Annotated in this window: 14 protein-coding genes; 9 read left to right on the plus strand and 5 right to left on the minus strand. The window is 65.8% G+C overall.

The annotated features are described in order from the left end of the window. Window positions 1-4 precede the first annotated feature (4 nt). From ACCQ16_RS12300 to ACCQ16_RS12315, 4 genes are all read left to right on the plus strand, one after another. Window positions 5-1,384 (plus strand): glutamine synthetase family protein, encoded by a 1,380-nt coding sequence (locus ACCQ16_RS12300; protein ID WP_218196151.1) that lies wholly within the window; start codon window positions 5-7, stop codon window positions 1,382-1,384. Continuing rightward, on the plus strand, window positions 1,381-2,700 hold the full coding sequence (locus ACCQ16_RS12305; RefSeq protein ID WP_218196152.1) for an NAD(P)/FAD-dependent oxidoreductase: 1,320 nt from the start codon (window positions 1,381-1,383) through the stop codon (window positions 2,698-2,700). The genes ACCQ16_RS12300 and ACCQ16_RS12305 overlap by 4 nt, the downstream gene beginning before the upstream one ends. Before the next feature lie 84 nt (window positions 2,701-2,784). Continuing rightward, the gene (locus ACCQ16_RS12310; RefSeq protein ID WP_011347797.1) at window positions 2,785-4,083 is read left to right on the plus strand and encodes a diguanylate cyclase; all 1,299 of its coding nucleotides are present in this window, start codon (window positions 2,785-2,787) and stop codon (window positions 4,081-4,083) included. 129 nt (window positions 4,084-4,212) lie between these two features. Continuing rightward, window positions 4,213-4,674 carry a bacteriohemerythrin gene (locus ACCQ16_RS12315; RefSeq protein ID WP_005915313.1) on the plus strand — a complete coding sequence of 154 codons (462 nt, stop codon included), beginning with the start codon at window positions 4,213-4,215 and terminating at the stop codon, window positions 4,672-4,674. A gap of 119 nt (window positions 4,675-4,793) precedes the next feature. On the opposite strand, the gene ACCQ16_RS12320 is transcribed toward ACCQ16_RS12315, so the two are convergent. From ACCQ16_RS12320 to ACCQ16_RS12340, 5 genes are all read right to left on the minus strand, one after another. Next, window positions 4,794-6,074: an MFS transporter gene (locus ACCQ16_RS12320; protein WP_008571345.1), complete on the minus strand. Its 1,281-nt coding sequence runs from the start codon at window positions 6,072-6,074 to the stop codon at window positions 4,794-4,796. A gap of 388 nt (window positions 6,075-6,462) precedes the next feature. Next, window positions 6,463-6,741 (minus strand): hypothetical protein, encoded by a 279-nt coding sequence (locus tag ACCQ16_RS12325; protein WP_008571346.1) that lies wholly within the window; start codon window positions 6,739-6,741, stop codon window positions 6,463-6,465. Then, window positions 6,731-9,079, minus strand: coding sequence for an FdhF/YdeP family oxidoreductase (locus ACCQ16_RS12330; RefSeq protein ID WP_277572699.1), 2,349 nt, complete (start codon window positions 9,077-9,079; stop codon window positions 6,731-6,733). Before ACCQ16_RS12330 ends, ACCQ16_RS12325 begins: the two co-directional genes overlap by 11 nt. Continuing rightward, window positions 9,076-9,921, minus strand: coding sequence for a formate dehydrogenase accessory sulfurtransferase FdhD (gene fdhD, locus ACCQ16_RS12335; protein WP_127168119.1), 846 nt, complete (start codon window positions 9,919-9,921; stop codon window positions 9,076-9,078). The genes ACCQ16_RS12330 and fdhD overlap by 4 nt, the downstream gene beginning before the upstream one ends. Window positions 9,922-9,927: 6 nt before the next feature. Then, window positions 9,928-11,607 carry an OFA family MFS transporter gene (locus ACCQ16_RS12340; protein ID WP_008571350.1) on the minus strand — a complete coding sequence of 560 codons (1,680 nt, stop codon included), beginning with the start codon at window positions 11,605-11,607 and terminating at the stop codon, window positions 9,928-9,930. Window positions 11,608-12,122: 515 nt separating this feature from the next. Here ACCQ16_RS12340 and aptA point away from each other — a divergent pair. From aptA to ACCQ16_RS12365, 5 genes are all read left to right on the plus strand, one after another. Beyond that, on the plus strand, window positions 12,123-13,487 hold the full coding sequence (aptA, locus tag ACCQ16_RS12345) for an omega-aminotransferase AptA (protein ID WP_206516386.1): 1,365 nt from the start codon (window positions 12,123-12,125) through the stop codon (window positions 13,485-13,487). A gap of 134 nt (window positions 13,488-13,621) precedes the next feature. Further along, window positions 13,622-14,470: a hypothetical protein gene (locus ACCQ16_RS12350; RefSeq protein WP_008571354.1), complete on the plus strand. Its 849-nt coding sequence runs from the start codon at window positions 13,622-13,624 to the stop codon at window positions 14,468-14,470. Window positions 14,471-14,701: 231 nt separating this feature from the next. Then, window positions 14,702-16,006, plus strand: a complete 1,305-nt coding sequence (locus tag ACCQ16_RS12355) for a DUF445 domain-containing protein (RefSeq protein ID WP_014090415.1) — start codon at window positions 14,702-14,704, stop codon at window positions 16,004-16,006. A gap of 143 nt (window positions 16,007-16,149) precedes the next feature. After that, entirely contained in the window at window positions 16,150-20,244 is a 4,095-nt protein-coding gene (locus ACCQ16_RS12360; RefSeq protein ID WP_277572698.1) for a CHASE domain-containing hybrid sensor histidine kinase/response regulator, read from the plus strand. A 30-nt stretch (window positions 20,245-20,274) separates the two neighbouring features. Further along, entirely contained in the window at window positions 20,275-21,261 is a 987-nt protein-coding gene (locus tag ACCQ16_RS12365; protein WP_008571357.1) for an HD-GYP domain-containing protein, read from the plus strand. The last annotated feature ends 409 nt before the right edge of the window (window positions 21,262-21,670 follow it).

Raw genomic sequence — 21,670 nt, forward strand, 5'->3', positions numbered from 1 at the left:
GCCCATGGCTTCCGAAAACTCCATCGCCTCCCTGCCCGCTGCCGATGCCCACACCCTCTCTCGCATCGCCGGGTGCGAGTCTGTCGATCTGTTATTGCCCGATACCAACGGCGTGCTGCGAGGCAAGCGGGTGACCGCCGAGGCCCTGGGCAAGGTGTATCGCGAGGGCGTGTGCCTGCCGATGTCGCTGATCGCCACCGACATCACCGGCAACACGGTGGAAGAGACCGGGCTTGGCTACGCGATCGGCGACGCCGACCGCATCTGCCGGCCGATCGAAGGCTCGCTACGCCCGGTGCCCTGGGCGCCAAGGCCGATGGCGCAACTGCTGCTGGCGATGCATACCCCCGAAGGCGCGCTGTTCGAAGTCGCCCCGCGTGCGGTGTTGCAGCGCGTGTTGCAGGGGTTTGGCGCACTCGGCCTGAACCCGGTCATTGCAGTGGAGCTGGAGTTTTACCTGTTCGACGCCATCGCCGATGCACAGGGGCGCCCGCAGACCCCGCGCGACCCGATCACCGGCGAACGCAGCGACAGCACGCAGGTGTATTCGCTGCAGGATCTGGACGACCAGCGTGGTTTTACCGATGCGGTCACCGCCGCTTGCAGACAGCAAGGCATTCCGGCCGACACCGCCGTGGCCGAGTACGCACCCGGCCAGTTCGAAATCAATCTGCACCACCGTGCCGATGCGGTGGCCGCCTGCGACGAGGCGATTCTGCTCAAGCGCACCATCAAAGCCATTGCGCAGCAGCAGGGCAAGCTGGCCAGCTTCATGGCCAAGCCTTTCCCCGGCCAGGCCGGCAGCGGCCTGCATCTGCATGTGAGCCTGCTCGATGCCGCCGGGCACAACGTGCTGGCCAGTGCCGCCGACGCGCCTGCGCAGCCGCTACGCCACGCCATCGCCGGGCTGCAGCGGCATGCGGATGCCTCGCTTCTGATGTTCGCCCCGCATGCCAACAGCTATCGCCGCTTCGTCAGCAACGCGTTCGTGCCGCTGGATGCGAGCTGGGGTTTCAACAACCGCACCGTGGCGCTGCGCATCCCGCACAGCGATGCGCACAACACCCGCATCGAACACCGCATTGCCGGTGCCGATGCCAACCCGTATCTGGCCGCTGCAGCCGTGCTGGCCGGGATGCTGGACGGCCTGCGGCAGCCGGCCGAACCCACCGCGGCGGTCACCGGCAATGCGTACGCGCAGTCGGTGTCCACCCCGCGCAGCTGGCAAGGCGCGGTGGATGCGTTTCTCGGCAGCGACTTCATCGCCGAGCAGTTCGGCACGCGGTTCCAGCACGTATTCGGCCAGCAGAAGCAACGCGAGCTGCTCGACTACCAGGCGCAGGTCCCCGACCTGGATTACGCGCGGTACCTGCGCACCGTGTGATGGCTTACCCGCACGCGCCACCGCCGCACAGCGATTCACCGGGCAACGGGTATCCGGACAGCTGGTACGCACGCAGCACGCCGGCCCTGCCCCAACAACCGCGCCTGCAAGGCGCCGAGCACGCCGACGTCTGCATTCTCGGCGGTGGCTATACCGGCCTCGCCGCCGCGCTGGCGCTGGCCGAGGCCGGTTACGCCGTCATCGTGCTGGAAGCCCGGCGTGTGGGCTGGGGCGCGTCCGGGCGCAATGGCGGCCAGGCCATCGTTGGCTATGGGTGCGAGCAGGAAACGCTGGAAGCGCTGGTCGGCAACGACGATGCTCGCCTGTTGTTCGATTTCTCGCGCGACGGCATGCGCCTGCTGCGCGAGCGCATCGCGCGCCATGCCATCGCCTGCGACTGGCGCGACGGCCACGCGCATGTGCCGCTGAAGCCGCGTCAGGTGCAGGCGCTGCAACACGGCATCGTGCGCATGGCCGAACGCTACGACTACCCGCTGCAATGGTGGGACCGCGCACGCACCCGCCAGGTGCTGGACAGCCCGCTGTACCTGGGTGCCATGTTCGACCCTGCCAGCGGCCATCTGCAGCCGCTGGCCTATGCACTGGGCCTGGCACGGGCCGCGCTGGCCGCCGGCGTGCGCATCTACGAGGACTCGGCCGTGACCAGGCAGCAGCCCGGCGCGCGCGTGGTGATGCATACCGCCCACGGCAACGTGACTGCCGCGTTCGGTGTGATCGCCGGCAATGCACTGCTGCGCGGCATCGCCCCGACGCTGGAGCAGCGCATCATGCCGGTCGGCACCTATGTCGGCGCCACGCCGCCGCTGGGCCAGGCGCGTGCACGCGCCCTGATCGCCAACGACATGGCGGTGGCCGATACCAACTGGGCACTGGATTACTATCGGCTCAGTGCCGATCACCGCCTGCTGTTCGGCGGGCGCGCCAGTTACTCCTCGCGTCCGCCTGCGGGCTTGCAGCGCCTGATGACCCAGCGCATGCATACGGTATTCCCGCAGCTGCACGACGTACCGCTGGAAACGCTGTGGGGCGGCTACGTGGACATCTCGCGCAACCGTGCGCCGCACTGGGGCCGGCTGGCGCCCAATCTGTACTTCGCACAGGGCTTTTCCGGACATGGCGTGGCGGCCACCGGCCTGGCCGGCCAGGTCATTGCCGAGGCCATCGCCGGCCAGAGCCGGCGTCTGGACGTGTTCGAACGCATTCCGCACCGCCCGTTCCCCGGCGGGCAGCGGCTACGGACCCCGCTGCTGGTGGCGGCGATGAGCTGGTATCGGCTGCGCGATGCGCTGTGGTGAGCGCCACGCTTTGGAACGTGGTGCTCAAGTTTTGGCGAGCAGGGCCGTTAGCTGACCTGACGGTTCGATCCAGACGGCCAGCCGATGTCCCCAGGTACCCTACATCGCAATAGTGAAAGTGCAGTCCTGCCGCAGCGCGTGCTGTTGGTGGAGAACTCGCGCACGTTCACCAGCATGCTGCGCGAAGCCATCGAGCAACGCGTGGAACTCCCGGTCACGGTCGTCTCGACCCTGGCCGAAGCCGCGCGCGTGCTCGACGAAGAGGACGGCTGGTTCCTGGTCCTCACCGGCCTGGTACTGGTGGACGGCGACCGCGACAAGGTCGTGGAATTCTTTCTCTCGCGCAAACTGCCCACCGTGGTGGTCAGCGGCGTGTACGACGAAGACCTGCGCCAGCGCGTGCTGCAGCAGCAGATCATCGATTACGTGCTGAAAAATGCACCGGGCAGCATCGAATACCTGGCATGGCTGGTGCAGCGCCTGGAGCGCAATCGCCGGATCGCCGCCCTGGTGGTGGACGACTCGCTGTCGGCACGCACCTATGCCGGCGCGCTGCTGTCGATGTACGGCTACCGCGTGGTGCTGGCGGCCGACGGTGCCGCCGGGCTGGACGCGATCGAACGCGACCCCGGCATCCGCCTGACCATCGTCGACCAGGAAATGCCTGGGATGGATGGCGTGGAATTCACCCGCCGGCTGCGCGCGATCCGCTCGCGCGACAAGGTGGCGGTGATCGGCATTTCCGGCAATAGCGATTCGTCGTTGATTCCGCGTTTCCTGAAGAACGGCGCCAACGACTTCCTGCGCAAACCCTTCTCGCGCGAAGAATTCTTCTGCCGCGTATCGCAAAACGTGGACCAGTTGGAACTGATCGGCACGCTGCAGGATCTGGCCACCCGCGACTTCCTCACCGGCCTGCCCAACCGGCGCTACTTTCTGGAACAAAGCCAGCGCGTCATTCCCAAGCTGCTGTTGCAGGACCAGACGGTGACCGCCGCGATGGTGGATATCGACCATTTCAAGCACATCAACGACACCTGGGGCCACGAAGCCGGCGACCAGGCGTTGCGTGCGGTGGCCGCTTCGGTGTCCGGGCATGCGCGGCCGCAAGACCTGGTCGCACGCTTCGGCGGCGAAGAGTTCTGCCTGCTGGTGCCCGGGCTGGATGCGGCCAATGCCACCAGCTATTTCGAAACCCTGCGCGAACGCATCAGCGCCCTGCGCGTGCGCGTGGGAGACGAGACGTTGAGCATGACGGTGAGCATCGGCGTATGCATCGCCAGCGAAAGCGACCAATCGCTGCATTACCTGCTGAACGAAGCGGACAAGCACCTGTATCTGGCCAAGGCCGGCGGCCGTAACCAGGTGCGTCTGGCAAGCTGATCCAGCGTCGCCTGCAGGCCCAAGCGGCGCGTGCGGATGACGCGCCTGCCGACATGCCTTGATCCAGATCAACGCACTGCCGGCGCGCGCGGCTTACCGTATGCCCATCGCATTGGGCAAGGTACTTCGATGGCACTGCTGGTCTGGCAGGACGACCTCAACACCGGGATCGAGGTCATCGATCATCAACACCGGCGCATTGTGGACATGATCAATCAGCTGCATGTTGCGCAGACCAGTCTGCAGCAACTGGCAGTGGCGGAGGTGATCGACGAACTGATCGATTACACGCTCTCGCACTTCGCCTTCGAAGAAGAACTGATGCAGGAAGCCGGCTATCCCTTCAGCCAGGCGCACCAGCGCGTGCATGCGGTGTTCGGCAAGCGTGTCGGCGAATACCGCCTGCGCTTCCAGGCCGGCGAAGACGTCAGCGACGAACTGCGCAACATGCTCTCACGCTGGCTGTTCAACCATATTCGCGGTGACGATCAGGCCTACGCACCGCAGGTGATCGCACACCTGGACCGGTTTTCGCGCACCCATCAGCATGGTGGCTGGCTGGGCCGCACGCTCAAGCGGATCTTCGGCTAGCAGCCAGATCAACGCCTCGGCTCTGCAGCAGCGCACCGAAGCGCGCACGCCATCGCGTCATCGTGGGCCGCCGCGTTGCTGCACGATCGCAGACTCCATCAACCGTTGCGATCTGCCGCTCAGCGACGCCAGCGCCGCGCCACGACCAGCGCCATCAGGCTCAGCACGGCCGCCCCGCCCAGGTAATACCCTACCGATTGCACGCCGTAACTGGCCGCCAGTTGCGTGGCCACGTAGGGCGCCGGCGCCGCGCCCAGGATGCTGGCCAGATTGAACGACAGCGATGCGCCGGTGTAGCGCACCTCGGTGGGATACAGCTCGGCCAGCAACGTGCCGCAGGGACCATAGGTCAGGCCCATGAAGAAAAATCCCAGCGACAGGAACGCCAGCACCTGCAACGGGTGACTGGCCTGAAACAGCGGCGCAAACGCCAGGCCGAATGCCACGATGGCGATGCTGGCCAGCATCATCGCCAGCGGCGCGCCGTGCCGGTCGCCAAACTTGGCCGACAGCGGAATGCCGAGCGCAAAAAATACGATGCCGGCCATCTGCAACAACAGGAATTGTTCCTTGTCGTAGCCCAGCGTCTTGGTGCCATAGCCGAGCGCGAACACCGTCATCAGATAAAACAGCACGAAGGTGGCGAACGCGCCCAGCGTGCCGACAATCAGCGCCGGCCAATGCTGCGCGACCACGGTGCCCAGCGGCAGCCGGACACGCGTCTTGCGGTCCAGCGTCTTCTGGAAATCGGGCGTCTCGGTGATGCTCAGGCGCACCCACAGCCCCGTCAGGACCAGCAATGCACTGGCCAGAAACGGCACGCGCCATCCCCACTGCATGAACTGCGCATCGTCCAGCACTGCGCCCATGCTCAGAAAGGTGCCGGTGGACAACAAGAACCCCAGCGGCGCGCCCAGTTGCGGAAACATGCCGTACCACACCCGCTTGCCCGGCGGCGCGTTCTCGGTGGCCAGCAGCACCGCCCCGCCCCACTCGCCGCCCAGGCCCAACCCCTGGCCGAAGCGGCATAACGCCAGCAACGCAGGCGCAAACACGCCGATCTGCGCGTAACTGGGCAGCAGGCCGATGGCCACGGTGGACAAACCCATCGTCAGCAGCGCTGCCACCAGCGTGGCCTTGCGCCCTACCCGGTCGCCGAAGTGACCGAACACCGCCGAGCCCACCGGCCGCGCAACAAACGCGACCGCAAAGGTCGCCAACGACTGCAGCATCGCCGCACTGCCATCGCCGGCGGGAAAGAACAGCGTGGGAAACACCAGCACTGCGGCGGTGGCGTAGATATAGAAATCGAAGAACTCGATGGTGGTGCCGATCAGGCTGGCGAATAGCACGCGCGCAGGTGAATTGGTGGGTGCGGCAAGCGGCGCAGCGGCAGTCATGGTTGATCGGCATCCGGGAAGCAAGACGGCCGATTCTGGCAGATCGCGGCACTGCTTTGCGCAGGCCAGGCGGGAGCAAAAAGTTGCAGGCGTGACCGACGGTGCTGTGGATCGCGCCCGACTCGTCTTGGAGCAGACGCGTTCGCAGAGGAGAGGTGTCCGGCAACGCGTAGCCGGAGATCGTCAACTGCTCAGCCTGCAAGGTGCGAGGTCTTGGCGTTTGCTGCAGGCCCTTGCGCGCCCACCATCGCAGGACACGCCGCAGGTACGCACTTGTAGGCTCCGTGGCGGGCACCCATGCCGCCAAGGGTCCCGCGACGATGGGCCGGCAAGGACCAGTTGAGTTGGTCGGTCTGCAGAGCTTTCAATCAAGCAGCGGGAAGCTCGCTCAACCGCCCTGCAACGTTTGCGCAGCTGATCGCTGCGCATGCTCGGCCAAACCAACCGGCGTCAGTACTGCAAACTGCCGCTCGCCGCGATCTTCCACGCGCACCCAATCCGGACCCGGCTGGCCGTCCAGGTTCGCTGTCCCCAACCAGGCGAGCGTGCGCAGCAGCACGCTCATGCGCACGCCCAGGTGCTTGCATAGCCGGGCCAGCGACACGCCATCGGGCGCGTCGGCAAGCGCATGCAACAGCTGTACGGTGAGCTGTGGATCAGCGGACAAGCACCGCTCCGATATCGCGCGGCGCCGCATCGGCGGTTTCGGCGCGGTGCGGCAGCACGATGACCGGAATCGACTTGGAGGTCGGCGTACGCGCCTCGTCGGCGAAACTGGACAACGGCACCAGCGCATTGGTTTCCGGGTAGTACGCGGCCAGGCAGCCACGCGGGATGTTGTAGTCCACCAACAGGAAACGCCGCGCCTCGCGGCGCACGCCGTCCTCGCACAGGCTTTCCAGGTCCACCCAATCGCCGGCCTTCATGTTTAACGCCGCGATATCCGCCCCATTGATGAACAGCACGCGGCGCTCGCCGAACACACCGCGATAGCGGTCGTCCAACCCATAGATGGTGGTGTTGTACTGATCGTGCGAACGCGTGGTGGCCAGCGTAAACACCATCTGCTCGGCGCGGCTGCGGCGCGCGCGGTGGATGGGATTGTCGGTGGGCACCGCATGCGGCTTGAACACGGCACGTTGTTCCGGCGTCACCCACTGGCGATCGCGGGCGGTGTTGGACAAACGGAACCCACCCGGCGTACGCACGCGTTCGTTGAACCCGGCAAAGTCCGGAAACACCTGCGCGATGAGATCGCGCACGCGGTCGTAATCGCCCACCAGCCAGCGCCAGCGGATCGCGCTGCGTGCGCCCAGCGTGGCTTCGGCCATGCGCGCCACGATCGCCGGTTCCGACAGCAGGTCCGGCGAGGCCGGCGGATTGATGCCGGCCGACAGGTGCACCATGCTCATCGAATCCTCCACCGTCACGCCTTGTGCGCCGGCATCCTGGATGTCGATCTCGGTGCGCCCCAGACACGGCAGGATCAACGCATCGCGCCCATGCACCAGGTGGCTGCGATTGAGCTTGGTGGTGACATGCACGGTCAATTCGCAGTTGCGCAACGCGCGGTGCGTGGCATCGGTATCCGGCGTAGCGGCAGCAAAATTGCCGCCCATCGCGAAGAACACCTTGCCCCGCCCATCCAGCATCGCCTCGATCGCACCCACGGTATCGAACCCGTCTGCGCGCGGGGGCGCGAAACCGAACACCGATTGCAGCTTGTCCAGGAACGCGGCCGGCGGCTTTTCATAGATCATCATCGTGCGGTCGCCCTGCACGTTGCTGTGCCCGCGCACCGGGCAGACACCCGCGCCGGGCCGGCCCAGGTTGCCGCGCAGCAGCAGCAGGTTGGTGATCATGTGGATGGTCGCCACCGAATGCTTGTGCTGGGTGATGCCCATGCCCCAGCAGGCAATCACGCGCTCGGCATTGAGATAGATCTCGCCGGCCTTGCGCAGCGCGGTTTCGTCCAGCCCGGATTCTTCGACGATGGTGTCCCAGCGCTCCGCGTGCACGTCGGCAGCGAACGCCTCGAAATTGGCGGTGTGCGCCTGGATGAACTCCAGGTCCAGCAAGCGCGGCGTGCCATCGCGCTGCGCCTGCGCATCGCGCTCCAGCACGTGCTTGATGATGCCCTTCACCGCAGCTAGGTCGCCGCCGATCTTGAGCTGGAAATAATCCGAAGCGATGCGCGTGGAGCCGTTGTGCAACATCTCCAGCTTGTCCTGCGGGTCGGCGAACTTTTCCAGCCCGCGCTCGCGCAGCGGGTTGAACGCCGCAATCGCCGCACCGCGCTTGGACGCCTGACGCAACTCGCCCAGCATGCGCGGATGATTGGTGCCCGGGTTCTGCCCGAAGATGAAGATGGCGTCGGCCAGCTCGAAATCGTGCAGCGACACCGTGCCCTTGCCCACGCCGATCTGCGACCGCAGCGCGGTGCCGGAGGGCTCATGGCACATGTTGGAGCAATCGGGGAAATTGTTGGTGCCGAACTCGCGCACGAACAACTGATACAGGAACGCTGCCTCGTTGCTGGTGCGCCCGGAGGTGTAGAAGATCGCCTCATCCGGCGTTGCCAGGCCATTGAGATGCCGCGCGATCTGCGCAAAGGCATCGTCCCAGCTCACCGGCACGTAGTGGTCGGTCGCAGCGTCGTAGCGCATCGGGTGGGTCAGGCGACCCTGCCCTTCCAACCAGTAATCGCTGTATTGCGACAGCAGGCTGACGGTGTGCGAAGCGAACAGCTCCGGCCCGGCGCGACGTGCGGTGGACTCGGCCGCCACGGCCTTGGCGCCGTTTTCGCAGAATTCGAACGTGGACGTGTGGTCGCGATCCGGCCAGGCACAACCGGGGCAGTCGAAACCGTCCGGCTGGTTGGCGTGCAGCAGCGTCTTGGCGCCCTGCACGGCGATGTCCTGTTCCATCAGGTGCTTGGCCACCGAGCGCAATGCGCCCCAGCCGCCCGCGGGATTGTCGTATTGCTTGATGGTTTTCTTGCTCATGCGGGCTCTCCCACCGCAATGCCCAGATCCAGGCGCTGCGGATGGCTGTAAACGACACAATCGTGATCGCGGGCAAACCCGATCAGGGTCAGTCCCGCACTCTCGGCCAGGCTGATCGCCAGCGCAGTTGGCGCCGAAATCGCTGCGAGCAGCGGAATTCGGGCCTGCGCGGCTTTCATGGCCATTTCGTAACTGGCGCGGCTGGTGACCACCGCGAACCCGTGCGATGCATCGATGCGCGCGCGCGCCAATGCACCGATCAATTTATCCAACGCGTTATGCCGGCCCACGTCTTCGCGGACCAGCTGCACATTGCCCTGCGCATCGGCCCAGGCAGCCGCGTGCACGGCGCCGGTCTGCGCGGCGATGGGCTGCCGTGCATGCAGCGCATCCAGCGCATGCGCCAAGGCATCCACGTCGATCTGCAGCGACGAGTGCAGCACCGGCGGCACACGCAGCACCGCTTCGATGGACTCGTTGCCGCACACCCCGCAACCGCTGCGCCCGTCCAGATTGCGGCGCCGTTGGTCCAACGCGGCTGCGCGCTCGGGCGGGATTTCTATTTGCAGCGAAGCGCCTTCCAGAAACGTCTCCACCGCGATCACGCGCAAGTCCTGCGCGTGATCGACGATGCCTTCGCTCAACGAGAACCCCAGTGCGAAATCCTCCAGGTCCTCCGGCGTGGCCATCATCACCGCGAACGGCACGCCGTTGTAGATGAAGGCGACCGGCATTTCGGCTGCCACCATGTCCTGCACCGTGGCGCTGCGGCCGCCGCGATGGCGACGGACCGTGCGTACCACACTGCCCGGACGCACGGAGCGGGAAGACGGACTGGTCATCTCACCTCAATGGAACAGCACGAAGGCTTTTTGCAGCGTGACCCAGATACCGAACAGCATCGGGATACCCACCGCCAGCCAGGCAAACGCGACCAGCGCGGGGTTGCCGCCATGACCGATGCGCGCCATTTGTTCCGGTGGAATCGTGCCGTGCCCGGTGCGGTCGACCTTTTCGTGCGCCAGCTGCTTTTCGCGTGCCAGTTCGTCGGGCGTCATGAAGTGACGTGCGGCCACCGGGCGCACCAACAGATTGCAGATCAGGCCGAGCACGAGCATGCCGGCAAGGATGTACATGGTGGTGTTGTAGACCTGTGACGGCGGGCTGCCGTGCGCCAGCTGGTACTCGCGCATGTAACCCACCACCACCGGACCCAGGATGCCGGCGGTTGCCCAGGCAGTCAGCAGCCGGCCGTGGATGGCGCCGACCATCTGGGTACCGAACAGGTCGGCCAGATACGCCGGAATGGTGGCGAAACCGCCGCCGTACATCGACAGGATGATGCAGAAGATGCCCGCAAACAGCGCGATGCCGCCAATACCGCCAGCCGACGGCGCCGCTGCATACAGGCAGATGCCCAGCACGAAGAACAGCGTGTAGGTGTTCTTGCGGCCGAGCTTGTCGGACATGCTGGCCCAGAAGAACCGGCCGCCGATGTTGAACAGGCTGAGCAGACCGGTGAAGCCGGCCGCGATGGCCGCGATGCTGGCCAGCTGGGTGGGATCCAGGCTGGCGAAGCCCACATCCACGCCGATCAGACGGCCGCCGAACACTTCCTGCAACATCGGCGAGGACATGCCGATCACGCCGATGCCGGCCGAGACGTTCAGGCACAGCACGCCCCACAGCAACCAGAACTGCGGGATGCCCCAGACCTTTTTCACGTGCACGTGGTTGGCGGTGATCATGGCGTTGCTGCTGGCCACCGGCGCGGTCCAGCCGGCCGGGGTCCAGCCGCTCGGCGGCACGCGGTAACCGAACGCGCCGGCCATCATGAAGACGAAGTACAGCGCCGCCATCACCAGGAAGGTTTCCATCACGCCCACCGAGGTGGGGGTCGCGAAATGGCGCATCAGCGCATCGGCCAAGGGGCTGCCGATCATCGCGCCGCCGCCAAAGCCCATGATCGCCATGCCCGTCGCCATACCGCGTCGGTCCGGGAACCACTTGATCAGCGTCGACACCGGCGAGATGTAGCCCAACCCCAGGCCGATGCCGCCGATCACGCCCGAGCCCAGCCACAGCATCCAGATCTGATGGAAGTGGATGCCGACTGCCGAGATCACCAGCCCGCCGCACCAGCACAGCGCCGAGACCACGCCGGCCTTGCGCGGGCCGGCCCGTTCCAGCCAGCCGCCCCAGATCGCTGCCGAGCACCCCAGCAGCACGAAGAACAGCGTGTACATCCACTGCAGCTCGCTGATCTTCCAGTCGCAGGTGGTGGCCACCATGCGTGCGAACAGGCCCATATCGGCCGGGCATGCGATCGACTCGGTGATGCCCAGCGCCTTGGACAACGGCAGCCAGAACACGCTGAAGCCGTAGGCCATGCCGATGCACAGGTGGATCGCCAGTGCTGCCGGCGGTACCAACCAACGATTGAACCCCGGCCGCGCAATGATGCGCTCCTTGGACAGTAAACCGGCGTCTGCGCCGCTGGCTGTCGCCACGGTGGACCCTTGCGTCATTCTCATTTCCCCCAAAAAACCAACGATGAACTGCGAAAACACGGCTGACAGGACTACTACCAACGCCTGGCGGGCGATGGCGACGTCCTGTCGGCCGTTCCGAATACGATTGATAGCTGCAATCAAATAACGCGTTGCGATATGGGCAGCGACACCGACCAGGCCCAACTGGCGGTCGTCTGGCGCATCATCGGCGATCCCTGCCTGTTTGCAATGCTTGCCAGCGCCCTGCAGTGTTGCAAAGCGCCGCCCATGCCCATGTCACGTAAGCGTGCCTTGGTGTTAGCGGCCGCAGCTGCGACTAATTGACTAGTCTGTCTGCACTTCGCCAACCGCGTCGCGAAACCCGTCCCCGCGCCTGCTGCACGCGCAGCGCTGTGGCGGGTGCCGGCATCATCCGGTCCTGGTGTCGCTCGACCGGAATACGCACGATGCGCCTGCTACTCCTGTGCGCCTGCCGGCCTGTCAGGTGACGGCCGAGGCGCCAGCTGCGTACAGTCGGGCGATCCTGCACGATGGAGCCTGCCATGCCCCTCCACCTTCCCAGCGATGCCGCCGATGCGCTGCAGGCACCGACGCAGCTGGATGCCTTCTGGATGCCGTTCACCGCCAATCGCCAGTTCAAGGCACGGCCTCGCCTGCTGGCCTCGGCGCAGGGCATGCATTACCGCGATGTCCACGGCCGCCAGATTCTGGACGGCACGGCAGGCCTGTGGTGCTGCAATGCAGGGCATGGCCGCGAGCGCATCGTGGCCGCCATTCGCGAACAGGCCGGCACGCTGGATTTCGCGCCGACCTTCCAGATGGGCTCGCCGCTGCCCTTCGTACTGGCGCAGCGGCTGGCCGCAATCGCCCCGCCCGGCTTGGGCCATGTGTTCTTCACCAACTCCGGCTCGGAGGCGGTGGATAGCGCGATGAAGATCGTGCTGGCCTACCACCGGCTGCGCGGCGAAGGCCAGCGCACCCGTTTTATCGGCCGCGAAAAGGCTTACCACGGGGTCGGCTTCGGCGGCATGTCGATCGGCGGGCTGCCCAACAACCGCAAGTGGTTCGGTCCGCTGCTGGCCGGTACCGATCATCTGCGGCACACGCTGGATCTGCAGCGCAACGCCTATGCGCGTGGATTGCCCGCACACGGCGCGGAGCTGGCCGACGATCTGGAACGGCTGATCACCCTGCACGATGCATCCACCATCGCCGCAGTGTTCGTCGAACCGGTGTCCGGTTCGGCCGGCGTGATCCTGCCGCCGGAAGGTTACCTGCAGCGGTTGCGCGCCATTTGCGACCGCCACGGCATCGTGCTGGTGTTCGACGAGGTGATCACCGGTTTCGGCCGCGTGGGCGACGCATTCGCCGCGCAGCGCTTCGGCGTCACCCCGGACATCATCACCGCCGCCAAGGGCCTGACCAGCGGCACCGTGCCGATGGGCGCGGTGCTGGTGGCCGATGCGATCTTTGATGCCTTCATGCACGGGCCGCAAAACGCGATCGAGCTCTTTCACGGCTATACCTATTCCGGCCACCCGCTGGCCTGTGCAGCGGCGATTGCCACGCTGGACACCTATGCCGAGGAAGAGCTGTTCACGCGCGCGATCACGCTGGGCCCGCAGTGGGAAGACGCACTGCACGGCCTGCGCGGCTCGCCGCATGTGATCGACATCCGCAACATCGGCCTGATCGGCGCGATCGAGCTGGCACCACGCGACGGCGCCCCGGGCGCGCGCGGTTACGAGGTCTTCGAGCGCTGTTTCCACGAGGGCGGCCTGCTGGTGCGCGTCACCGGCGATGTCATCGCACTGTCACCGCCGCTGATCGTCACCCCGGAGCAGATCGGGCAGATGGTGGAGACGCTGGGCAAGATGCTTCGCCAGGTGGACTAGGCTCGGCTGGCCATAGGCAACGACCGCAACGTCGGCGACGGGCGCCCGCGTGTCACGCATGCAGGCAGCCGTCAAGCGCGCAAAGCCGGGGCCGGCTCACTACAATGCCCGCCCCGCATCCCAGCAGTTGCCGTATGAACATCGTTGTCAAAGAAGAACTCAAGGCCTATATCGACCCGCTGACGCCCGACGAGCACGAGGCGCTGGAACGCAGCCTGCTGGCCGAAGGCTGCCGCGATGCCTTGGTGCTGTGGGGCGATGTGCTGGTGGATGGCCACAACCGCTACGGTATCTGCCAGAAACACGGGCTGCCGTTCCAGACGGTGCAGAACCCGCGCTTCCAGTCCATGCAGGACGTGCACCTGTGGATGATCGAACAGCACCTGGGCCGGCGCAGCGTGTCCGACTTCCAGCGTGGCGTACTGGCGTTGCGCAAGCGCGAGATCCTGGCCGCACGCCAACGCAGCCAGCGCGACGCCGAAGCCGAAGCGCCGGCGGTGGCCGGCGACCAGCCGGACACTGGCCTGGAGCAGAGCAGCACGCACACCGCCGACGACACCGACAGCCCGCCGTGGGACGAAACCTCTACCCCGGTCAGCCGTGCCGAGCTGGCCCGCGAAGCGCGTCTGAGCAGCAACCAGGTGGTGATGATCGAACGCATCCACAAGCAGGCCGCGCCGGAAGTGGTGCAGGCGGTCAAGGCGGGCGAGATTTCGATCAGCGCCGCCGCTGCGGTGGCCACGCTGTCGGAGGACGAACAACGCGCCGCCGCGCAGGCCGGCAAGGCCGAGCTCAAACAGGCCGCCAAGCGTGTACGCGATGCCAAGCGCAAACCCAAGGCCGACGAGGCCGAAGGTGGCGAAGCCGAACGCCGCGACATCAAGGCCCTGCAGCGCCGCGTCACCGAGCTGGAAAACGAGAATGCCGCGCTGCAATCGAAGGTGACCGCACTGCAGGCGCAGCTGGAACGCCTGCGCGGCTGAGTGCACCCGACAGTCGACAGCAGCACGTAGGAGCGCACCTGTGTGCGACAGGCATTCCCGATAAAGCCCGTCGCGCCCAGGTGCGCTCCCGCGACAGCAACAGCCGCTGGGTCGCCCCAACCCAGGCGCAGCTGGAGCACAAGGCACGCAAGACGCGGCCACAACCTGCACACGCGATGGCGCCACCTGCCGTGGACATGCCCTGGTCAAACGACTGGGTACACTTCACCGATGGAACCCAGTCTCAGCACTCCCCGTCCGATCGATCCTCGTCGTGCCCAGTTGCAGCGCATGAAGCTGCTGGCGGTGGCCTTGTTGCTGGCAATGTTCGCCGGCTTCGTCGTCAGCCACCTGATGGGCGAACACGGCATCTGGGCCTGGGTGTCGGCCTTCTGCGAAGCGGCCACGGTGGGCGCATTGGCCGACTGGTTCGCGGTGGTGGCGCTGTTCCGCCACCCGATGGGCCTGCCGATCCCGCACACCGCCATCCTGCCGCGCGGCAAGGAACGGCTGGCCGACGGGTTGGCAGTGTTCGTGCGCGACCAGTTCCTCGCCCCGGATGCGTTGATGGAAAAGCTGCGGGTATTCGATCCCGCCAGCCGGCTGGGCGATTGGCTGGCCAAACCAGAGCAGGCACGCATGCTGGCGCAGATGACGCGCGGCTGGATGCTGCAGGCGCTGGAACTGCTCGACGAGGCAGCCGTCCGCCGCGCGATTCAAGGCTTCGTGGTCGACCGCCTGCGCAAATGGAACGCCGCCGCCACCATCGGCGATGTGATGGCCCTGCTCACCACCGACGGCCGCCACCAGAAGCTGCTGGATGAAGTGCTGCTGCGGCTGGGCGAATGGCTGGACCAGGAGCAGGTCAAGACGCGCGCGTCTGCATTGATCGTGCGTTACGCGCGCCGCGAATGGCCCAAGCTGGTCGGCACCGTGAATTGGGTCAAGCCGATCGAAGAGATCGGCGACAGCCTGGCCGACCGCATGGCGCGTGCGGCGATCGAAGAACTGCAGGACATCCTCAAAACGCCCGAGCATCCAATCAGGCTCGACTACGAAGCGTGGCTGCAGGGCTACATCACGCGCTTGCGCGACGAACCGGAGATGGCCGTGCGCGTGGAAGAACTCAAGCAACGCGCCATCGAACACCCGGCACTGCAGGACTACGTGCAAGGTTTGTGGGGCGAAATTCGCGACGCACTGCGCAATGACCTGGCGCGCGAACAATCGTCGATGGCCGCGCACGTGGAGCGTTCCATGCAATCGCTCGGCCGGGCCTTGTCGCAGGATCCCTCGCTGCGTGAAGCGCTCAATCAACATATGTTGCAGGCCGCCGACAAACTCACCGCGCGCTTGCGCACATCGGTCACCGACCATATTGCGTCGACGATGAAAAGTTGGGACGAACGTCACCTCGTCGAACAATTGGAATTGGGGGTGGGACGCGATCTGCAATACATTCGGTTCAATGGAACGTTGGTCGGTGGACTGATCGGACTGATCCTTCACGCGTTGTCGATCTGGCTGTCGTTTTGATGCGGGAACGTCGATCGCCCATCCGAAAATGACGTGCAGGCTTGGGGGACTGCACACAGCCGCCGGATATCGGGCGGCACCACGAGGTCGACGCAGGTCGGCCAGCACTCTGGGCACGTAACAGGCAAGGCGAAGGAACGAACATGCCGAAGGGCCGCTGGGATTTGCGCAGGACATACGGGCGTCGCGCATTCTTTGGTGCACTGCTGATTCTGAGCGCCGGCCTGGTTGCCGCCATCGTCACCGGCGTGTGGCTGCAACGGCAGAACGAGCTCGAGCGCCAGCAACGCTTCGACTACGTAGTGCGTACGCTGGCGCGCAACATCAGCGAGCGCATGTCCACCTTCGAGCATGGCTTGCGCGGCGCACGCGGTGCGGTGATCGGCGCGGGCAGCGACATCATCAGTCGAGAACGCTTCACCTTGTATAGCCGCTCGCGGGATTATCCGCGCGAGTTTCCCGGGGTGCTGGGTTACGGCTATATACATCGGGTCGCCCCGGCCGACGAAGCCGCATTTCTGCAGGCCGCGCGTGCCGACGGCGCGCCGGACATCCATCGCCGGTCGTTGGCGCCATGGGATGGCGAGCGTTACATGGTGCTGTATTTCGAGCCGGAATCCTCGGGCAACCGCCCGCTCGGCATCGATATCGCCTCCGAGCCGCGCCGGCGTGCTGCCGCCCTGCAGGCCGCACGCAGCGGCGAGCCGGTCATGACCTCGCCGATCTCGCTCTCCGGTTACCGCGTTCCCAGCGAAAGCGGCTTTCTGGTGCTGCTCGCGGTCTATCGGGAAGGCATGCCGTTGCAGACCCCGCAACAGCGCATGCTCGCCACCAGCGGCTGGGTGTATGCGCCTTTCAGCGTCGAGCAGATGGTGCGAAGCGCATTGGGTGAGCGCGACGACGTGGCGCTGGACCTGTCCGACCGCAATGAGCCCACCCACAATTTCTATCGCAGCGGCACGCCAGCCAGCGACAGCGCGCTGCGTCCGCCGGTGGTGCGGCTGTTGCCGATCTACGGCCGCACCTGGGTCATCACCGCCCACCCCACCGCCGGCTTCGTCGCATCGCTCAACCAGAGTTCGCCCTGGTTGATCGGCGGGCTGGTGATGGCCGCCGCGGTCCTGTTTGCCGCCCTGCTGGTGCTGTATTTCAGCAATGGGCTGCGCCGCGAGGAAGTGCTGCGCAAGCAGATGGAACTGGCCGCGCTGGTCAGCCATTCCAGCGAAGCCATCGTTGCCGAAACCCCGGATGGCCGTATCACGCACTGGAATCCGGCCGCCGAGGCGATGTTCGGTTACACGGCCGACGAGGCGATCGATCAGGACCTGACCATGCTGCTGTCGCCGCAGCCGTATGCGATGCCTGAGGTCGACCATGCCGACGCGGCACTGGCGGGCAACGCATCGGCGGCGCAGACCATGCGCCATCGCGACGGGCATCAGGTGCATGTGCTGGCCAGCAAGGCGCCGATCATCGAAAGCGAAGGCACGCTCAGCGGCCATTCGCATTTCTTCCGCGACATCTCCGACCGCGTGCGCTCGCATCAACGCATCATCGACCTCAATGCCTCGCTCGAACACCAGGTCGCCGAACGCACCAGCGAGCTGGTGAAGTTCTCGGTGCTGCAACGCGCGATCCTGGCACACGCCGGCTACGCCATCATCGCCATCGATTCCAGCGGCTTCGTCACCCTGTTCAATCCGGCCGCCGAAAAACTGTTGGGCTACAGCGCGACAGAAGTGATCGGACGACGCAAGGCCAGCCAGTTCGTCGAGCCCGAGGAACTGCAGGAGCGCGCGCACATGCTGGCCGAACAGACCGGTACGCCGGTGGCGCATACGCTGGAGGCGATCGCCGCGCTCACCAGCCTGGGTCGCAGCGACACCAGCGAGTGGACCTACGTGAGCCATGACGGGCGCCGCCTGCCGGTGCTGCTGACCTTGAGCACCCTGCGCGACGACCACGACCAGGTGATCGGCTATCTCGGCGTGGCGGTGGATCTCACCGAGCAGAAGCTGCACGAAAAACAGCTGCGCCTGGCGATGGATGCGGCCAAGAGCGCCAACCAGTCCAAATCCGATTTTCTGGCCAACATGAGCCACGAAATCCGCACGCCGATGAACGCCATCCTGGGCATGCTGTACCTGCTTCAGCGCAGCGAACTGCCCGGCGCCGCGCAGGACATGGTCGCCAAGATCGATCGTTCCGCGCGCACGTTGCTGGAGATCATCAACGACATCCTGGACTTTTCCAAGATCGAGGCCGGGCGTATCGACCTGGAATGCGCGCCGTTCGATCTGAACCAGCTGTTCGATAACATCGCCGACCTGATGCGCTCCTCGCTCAGCGCCAAACCGGTGGAAATGATCGTCGAACCCCTGCCACGCGACAGCCGTTGGCTGCTGGGCGATGCGCTGCGCATCAACCAGGTGTTGGTCAACCTGGTCGGCAATGCGATCAAGTTCACCGAACAGGGCGAAGTGGTGCTGTCGGTACGCCGCTTCCCCAGCGGCGACCCCAACAAGTTCAAGCTGCTGTTTTCGGTCCGCGACACGGGCATCGGTATTTCCAAGGAAAAGCAGAGCGTGATCTTCTCGCCGTTCCTGCAGGCCGACACGTCCACCAGTCGGCGTTACGGCGGCAGCGGCCTGGGTTTGACCATTAGCCGGCGCCTGGTCGAATTGATGGGCGGCGAACTGGAAGTGGAAAGCGTGCCCGGCCGCGGCAGCGAATTCTATTTTGTGGTGACGCTGGAAAAATCCGCGCCACCGCAGGCACAGCGCGAATTGCCGGCCTTGCCGCCGGAAGCGATGCCGCGCGTGCTGATCGCCGACGACCACGATGCAGCGCTCAACAACCTGGTGCGCATCGCCACCGAACTTGGCTGGCGCGTGGATGCGGTGGCCAGCGGACAGGCCGCACTGCAGGCCATCGAACACGCTGCAGAGCCCTACGATATTTTCCTGCTCGACTGGCGCATGCCCGATATCGACGGGGTGGCCATCGCGCGCGAGATTCGTGCACGCGCCACGCCCGGCCCGCATCCGGTCATCGTGATGGTCACCGCCTACGAGCGCCGCCTGCTGGAGCAGCATCCCGAGCAGCAGGATCTGGATGCGGTGATGACCAAGCCGGTGACCGGCGCGGCCCTGCACCGGCTGGTGGAACAGCTGCTCGAGCAACGCCCGGGTACCCGCCCTGCCACGCCGACATTCGTTGCGCGACGCCTGGAGGGCGCCCACCTGCTGCTGGTCGACGACAGCGACATCAATTGCGAAGTCGCCCAGCGCATTCTGGAGGGCGAAGGCGCCATGGTCACCGTCGCCCACGATGGCGAACAGGCAGTGAGTACGCTCAAACGCGCGCCCAACCTGTTCCACCTGGTGCTGATGGATGTGCAGATGCCGGTGGTGGACGGTTACGAGGCCACGCGCCGGTTGCGCCAGATCCCGGCCCTGGCCAGCCTGCCGGTGATCGCGCTGACCGCCGGCGCGTTCCGCCCGCAGCAGGAAAAAGCGCTGGAAGCAGGCATGAACGGCTTTATCGCCAAGCCATTCAACGTCGAAGAACTGGTCACTGCCATTCGTCATTTCCTGCAGCCGGGCACACGGCGCATTCCATCGCTTCCGCACGAGGCGCAGGCGCACGCCGGTCCCGAATGGGAATACAGCGACCCGGAACTGCTGGACGCCGCACGCGCGCGCAGCCTGTGGCGCGAGCGCGAACCCTATGCGCGCTATCTGATCAAGCTGCTGCGCGACAACCCGGACCCGGCTGAGGTAGCCGCCGAGCATCTGCGTCGCAACGAACTGCCGGCCATCGGCGCGATGGCGCACAAGCTGCGCGGCGCGGCCGGCTCGCTCGCGCTGCCGGCCCTGGCCGGTGCAGCCGGCGACCTGGAGACGCGTATCGAGGAAGGACACGACATCACCGCATCGCTGATTGCGTTGAAGGACGTCATGCAGCGCACCGCCGACGCGATCCGGGCATTCTTGCAGCATGGCGACAGCGACGTTGCCGCCGACGAGGAGGGCGTTGCGTTGGATGCAGACAGCGTGCAGATCCTGACATCGGCCTTTGCCAGCGACGATGCCGACCAGATCGACCATGCGCTGTTGATCTGTGCGCCACGCTTGCCGCGCGCACTGCAGGAAGCCCTGCAACGCGCGGTCGAAGATTTCGACTTCCGCCGCGCCGAAGCCACGTTGCGCGAGTGGCAGGCCACCCACCCGCACTGATCGCTCCCCGAGCGTCTGGCAAGGATCACCATGCCGTCCCGCCCCCTGCTCTGTGTCGACGACGAGTCCAGCAACCTGGCCACCCTGCGCCAGCTGCTGCGCGATGACTTCGCGCTGGTATTCGCCAAATCCGGCGGCGAAGCCCTGGATGCGGTCAGCCGCCACGCCCCAAAGCTGATCCTGCTGGATGTCGAATTGCCCGACATGGACGGCTATGCGGTGGCGCGCGCGCTCAAGCAGCAGCCGTCCAGCAACGCCATCCCCATCCTGTTCGTGACCTCTCGCAACAGCGAACACGACGAACGCCTCGGGCTGGAAGCGGGCGCGGCCGATTACGTCAGCAAGCCCTACTCGCCTGCGCTGCTCAAGGCACGCATCGGTACCCAGTTGAAGCTGGCCGAAAACGCACGCCTTGCCCAGCAATACCGCGAGGCGATCCATCTGCTTGGTACCGCCGGCCAGGGCCAGGACGCCGACACCGGCGCGCATATCTGGCGCATGGCGGTGTATGCACGTGTCCTGGCGGAGGCGGTGGGCTGGTCGCCGCAGCAGGCGCAGACCCTGCAGGACGCCGCCCCGTTGCACGACGCCGGCAAGATCGCAGTGCCAGGCAGCATCCTGCAAAAGCCCGATTCGCTGGACGAACACGAACGCTCGGTGGTGCGCCAGCACCCGCAAGCCGGCCATGACCTGTTGCGCCACGGCCGCGGCCCGGTGTTTCAGTTGGCAGCGGAAATCGCGCTGCATCATCACGAATGCTGGGACGGCAGCGGGTATCCGCAAGGCTTGTCGGGCGAGGCGATTCCCGAATCGGCACGCATCGTGGCGGTGGCCGACGTCTTCGATGCGCTCTGCGGACGACGCGCCTACAAGGCGCCCTGGACGGTGGAAGACGCCCTACGCAAGCTCGACAGCATGGCAGGCAAGCAACTGGAGCCGCGGCTGGTCCAGCATTTCCACGACGCGTTGCCGCAGATTCTGCAGATCAAGGACGCTTGGGACAGCCCTGCGGCTTAGCGCTGATTCGGGCAGGTCAGGCAACCGCCCATTCGCGATGTCAGGTGGGCTGTCTTTCGCCTTACCCTCACCCCTCTCCCGCAGGAGAGGGGCGTTTCCCAGCCGCGATCACTGTCCGCGTGCCGCATCTTGATTCTTCTCCCTCTGGGAGAGGGTGGCGCGTCGCGCCGGATTGGGTGCGGGCAGCTCGGGGACAACCGCCCCACGATGCATCACTTCGCGCATCCCACATCGCCATCGCGCGCTCACCTCACCGCCAGCCGCGTTAGCCGCCACCTTTTGCATCACGCCAACACCCACCACCAAAACGCCGCGTCTGCATCCACAAGCACGCACTGTTACCCACGTGCGCTTGAACCCCGCCCCACACCAGCAGACAATACCTATGTTGCGCCGCACAACACCGTGC

Source organism: Xanthomonas sp. NCPPB 1062, assembly GCF_041481705.2.
GTDB classification, from domain to species: Bacteria; Pseudomonadota; Gammaproteobacteria; order Xanthomonadales; family Xanthomonadaceae; genus Xanthomonas; species Xanthomonas euvesicatoria.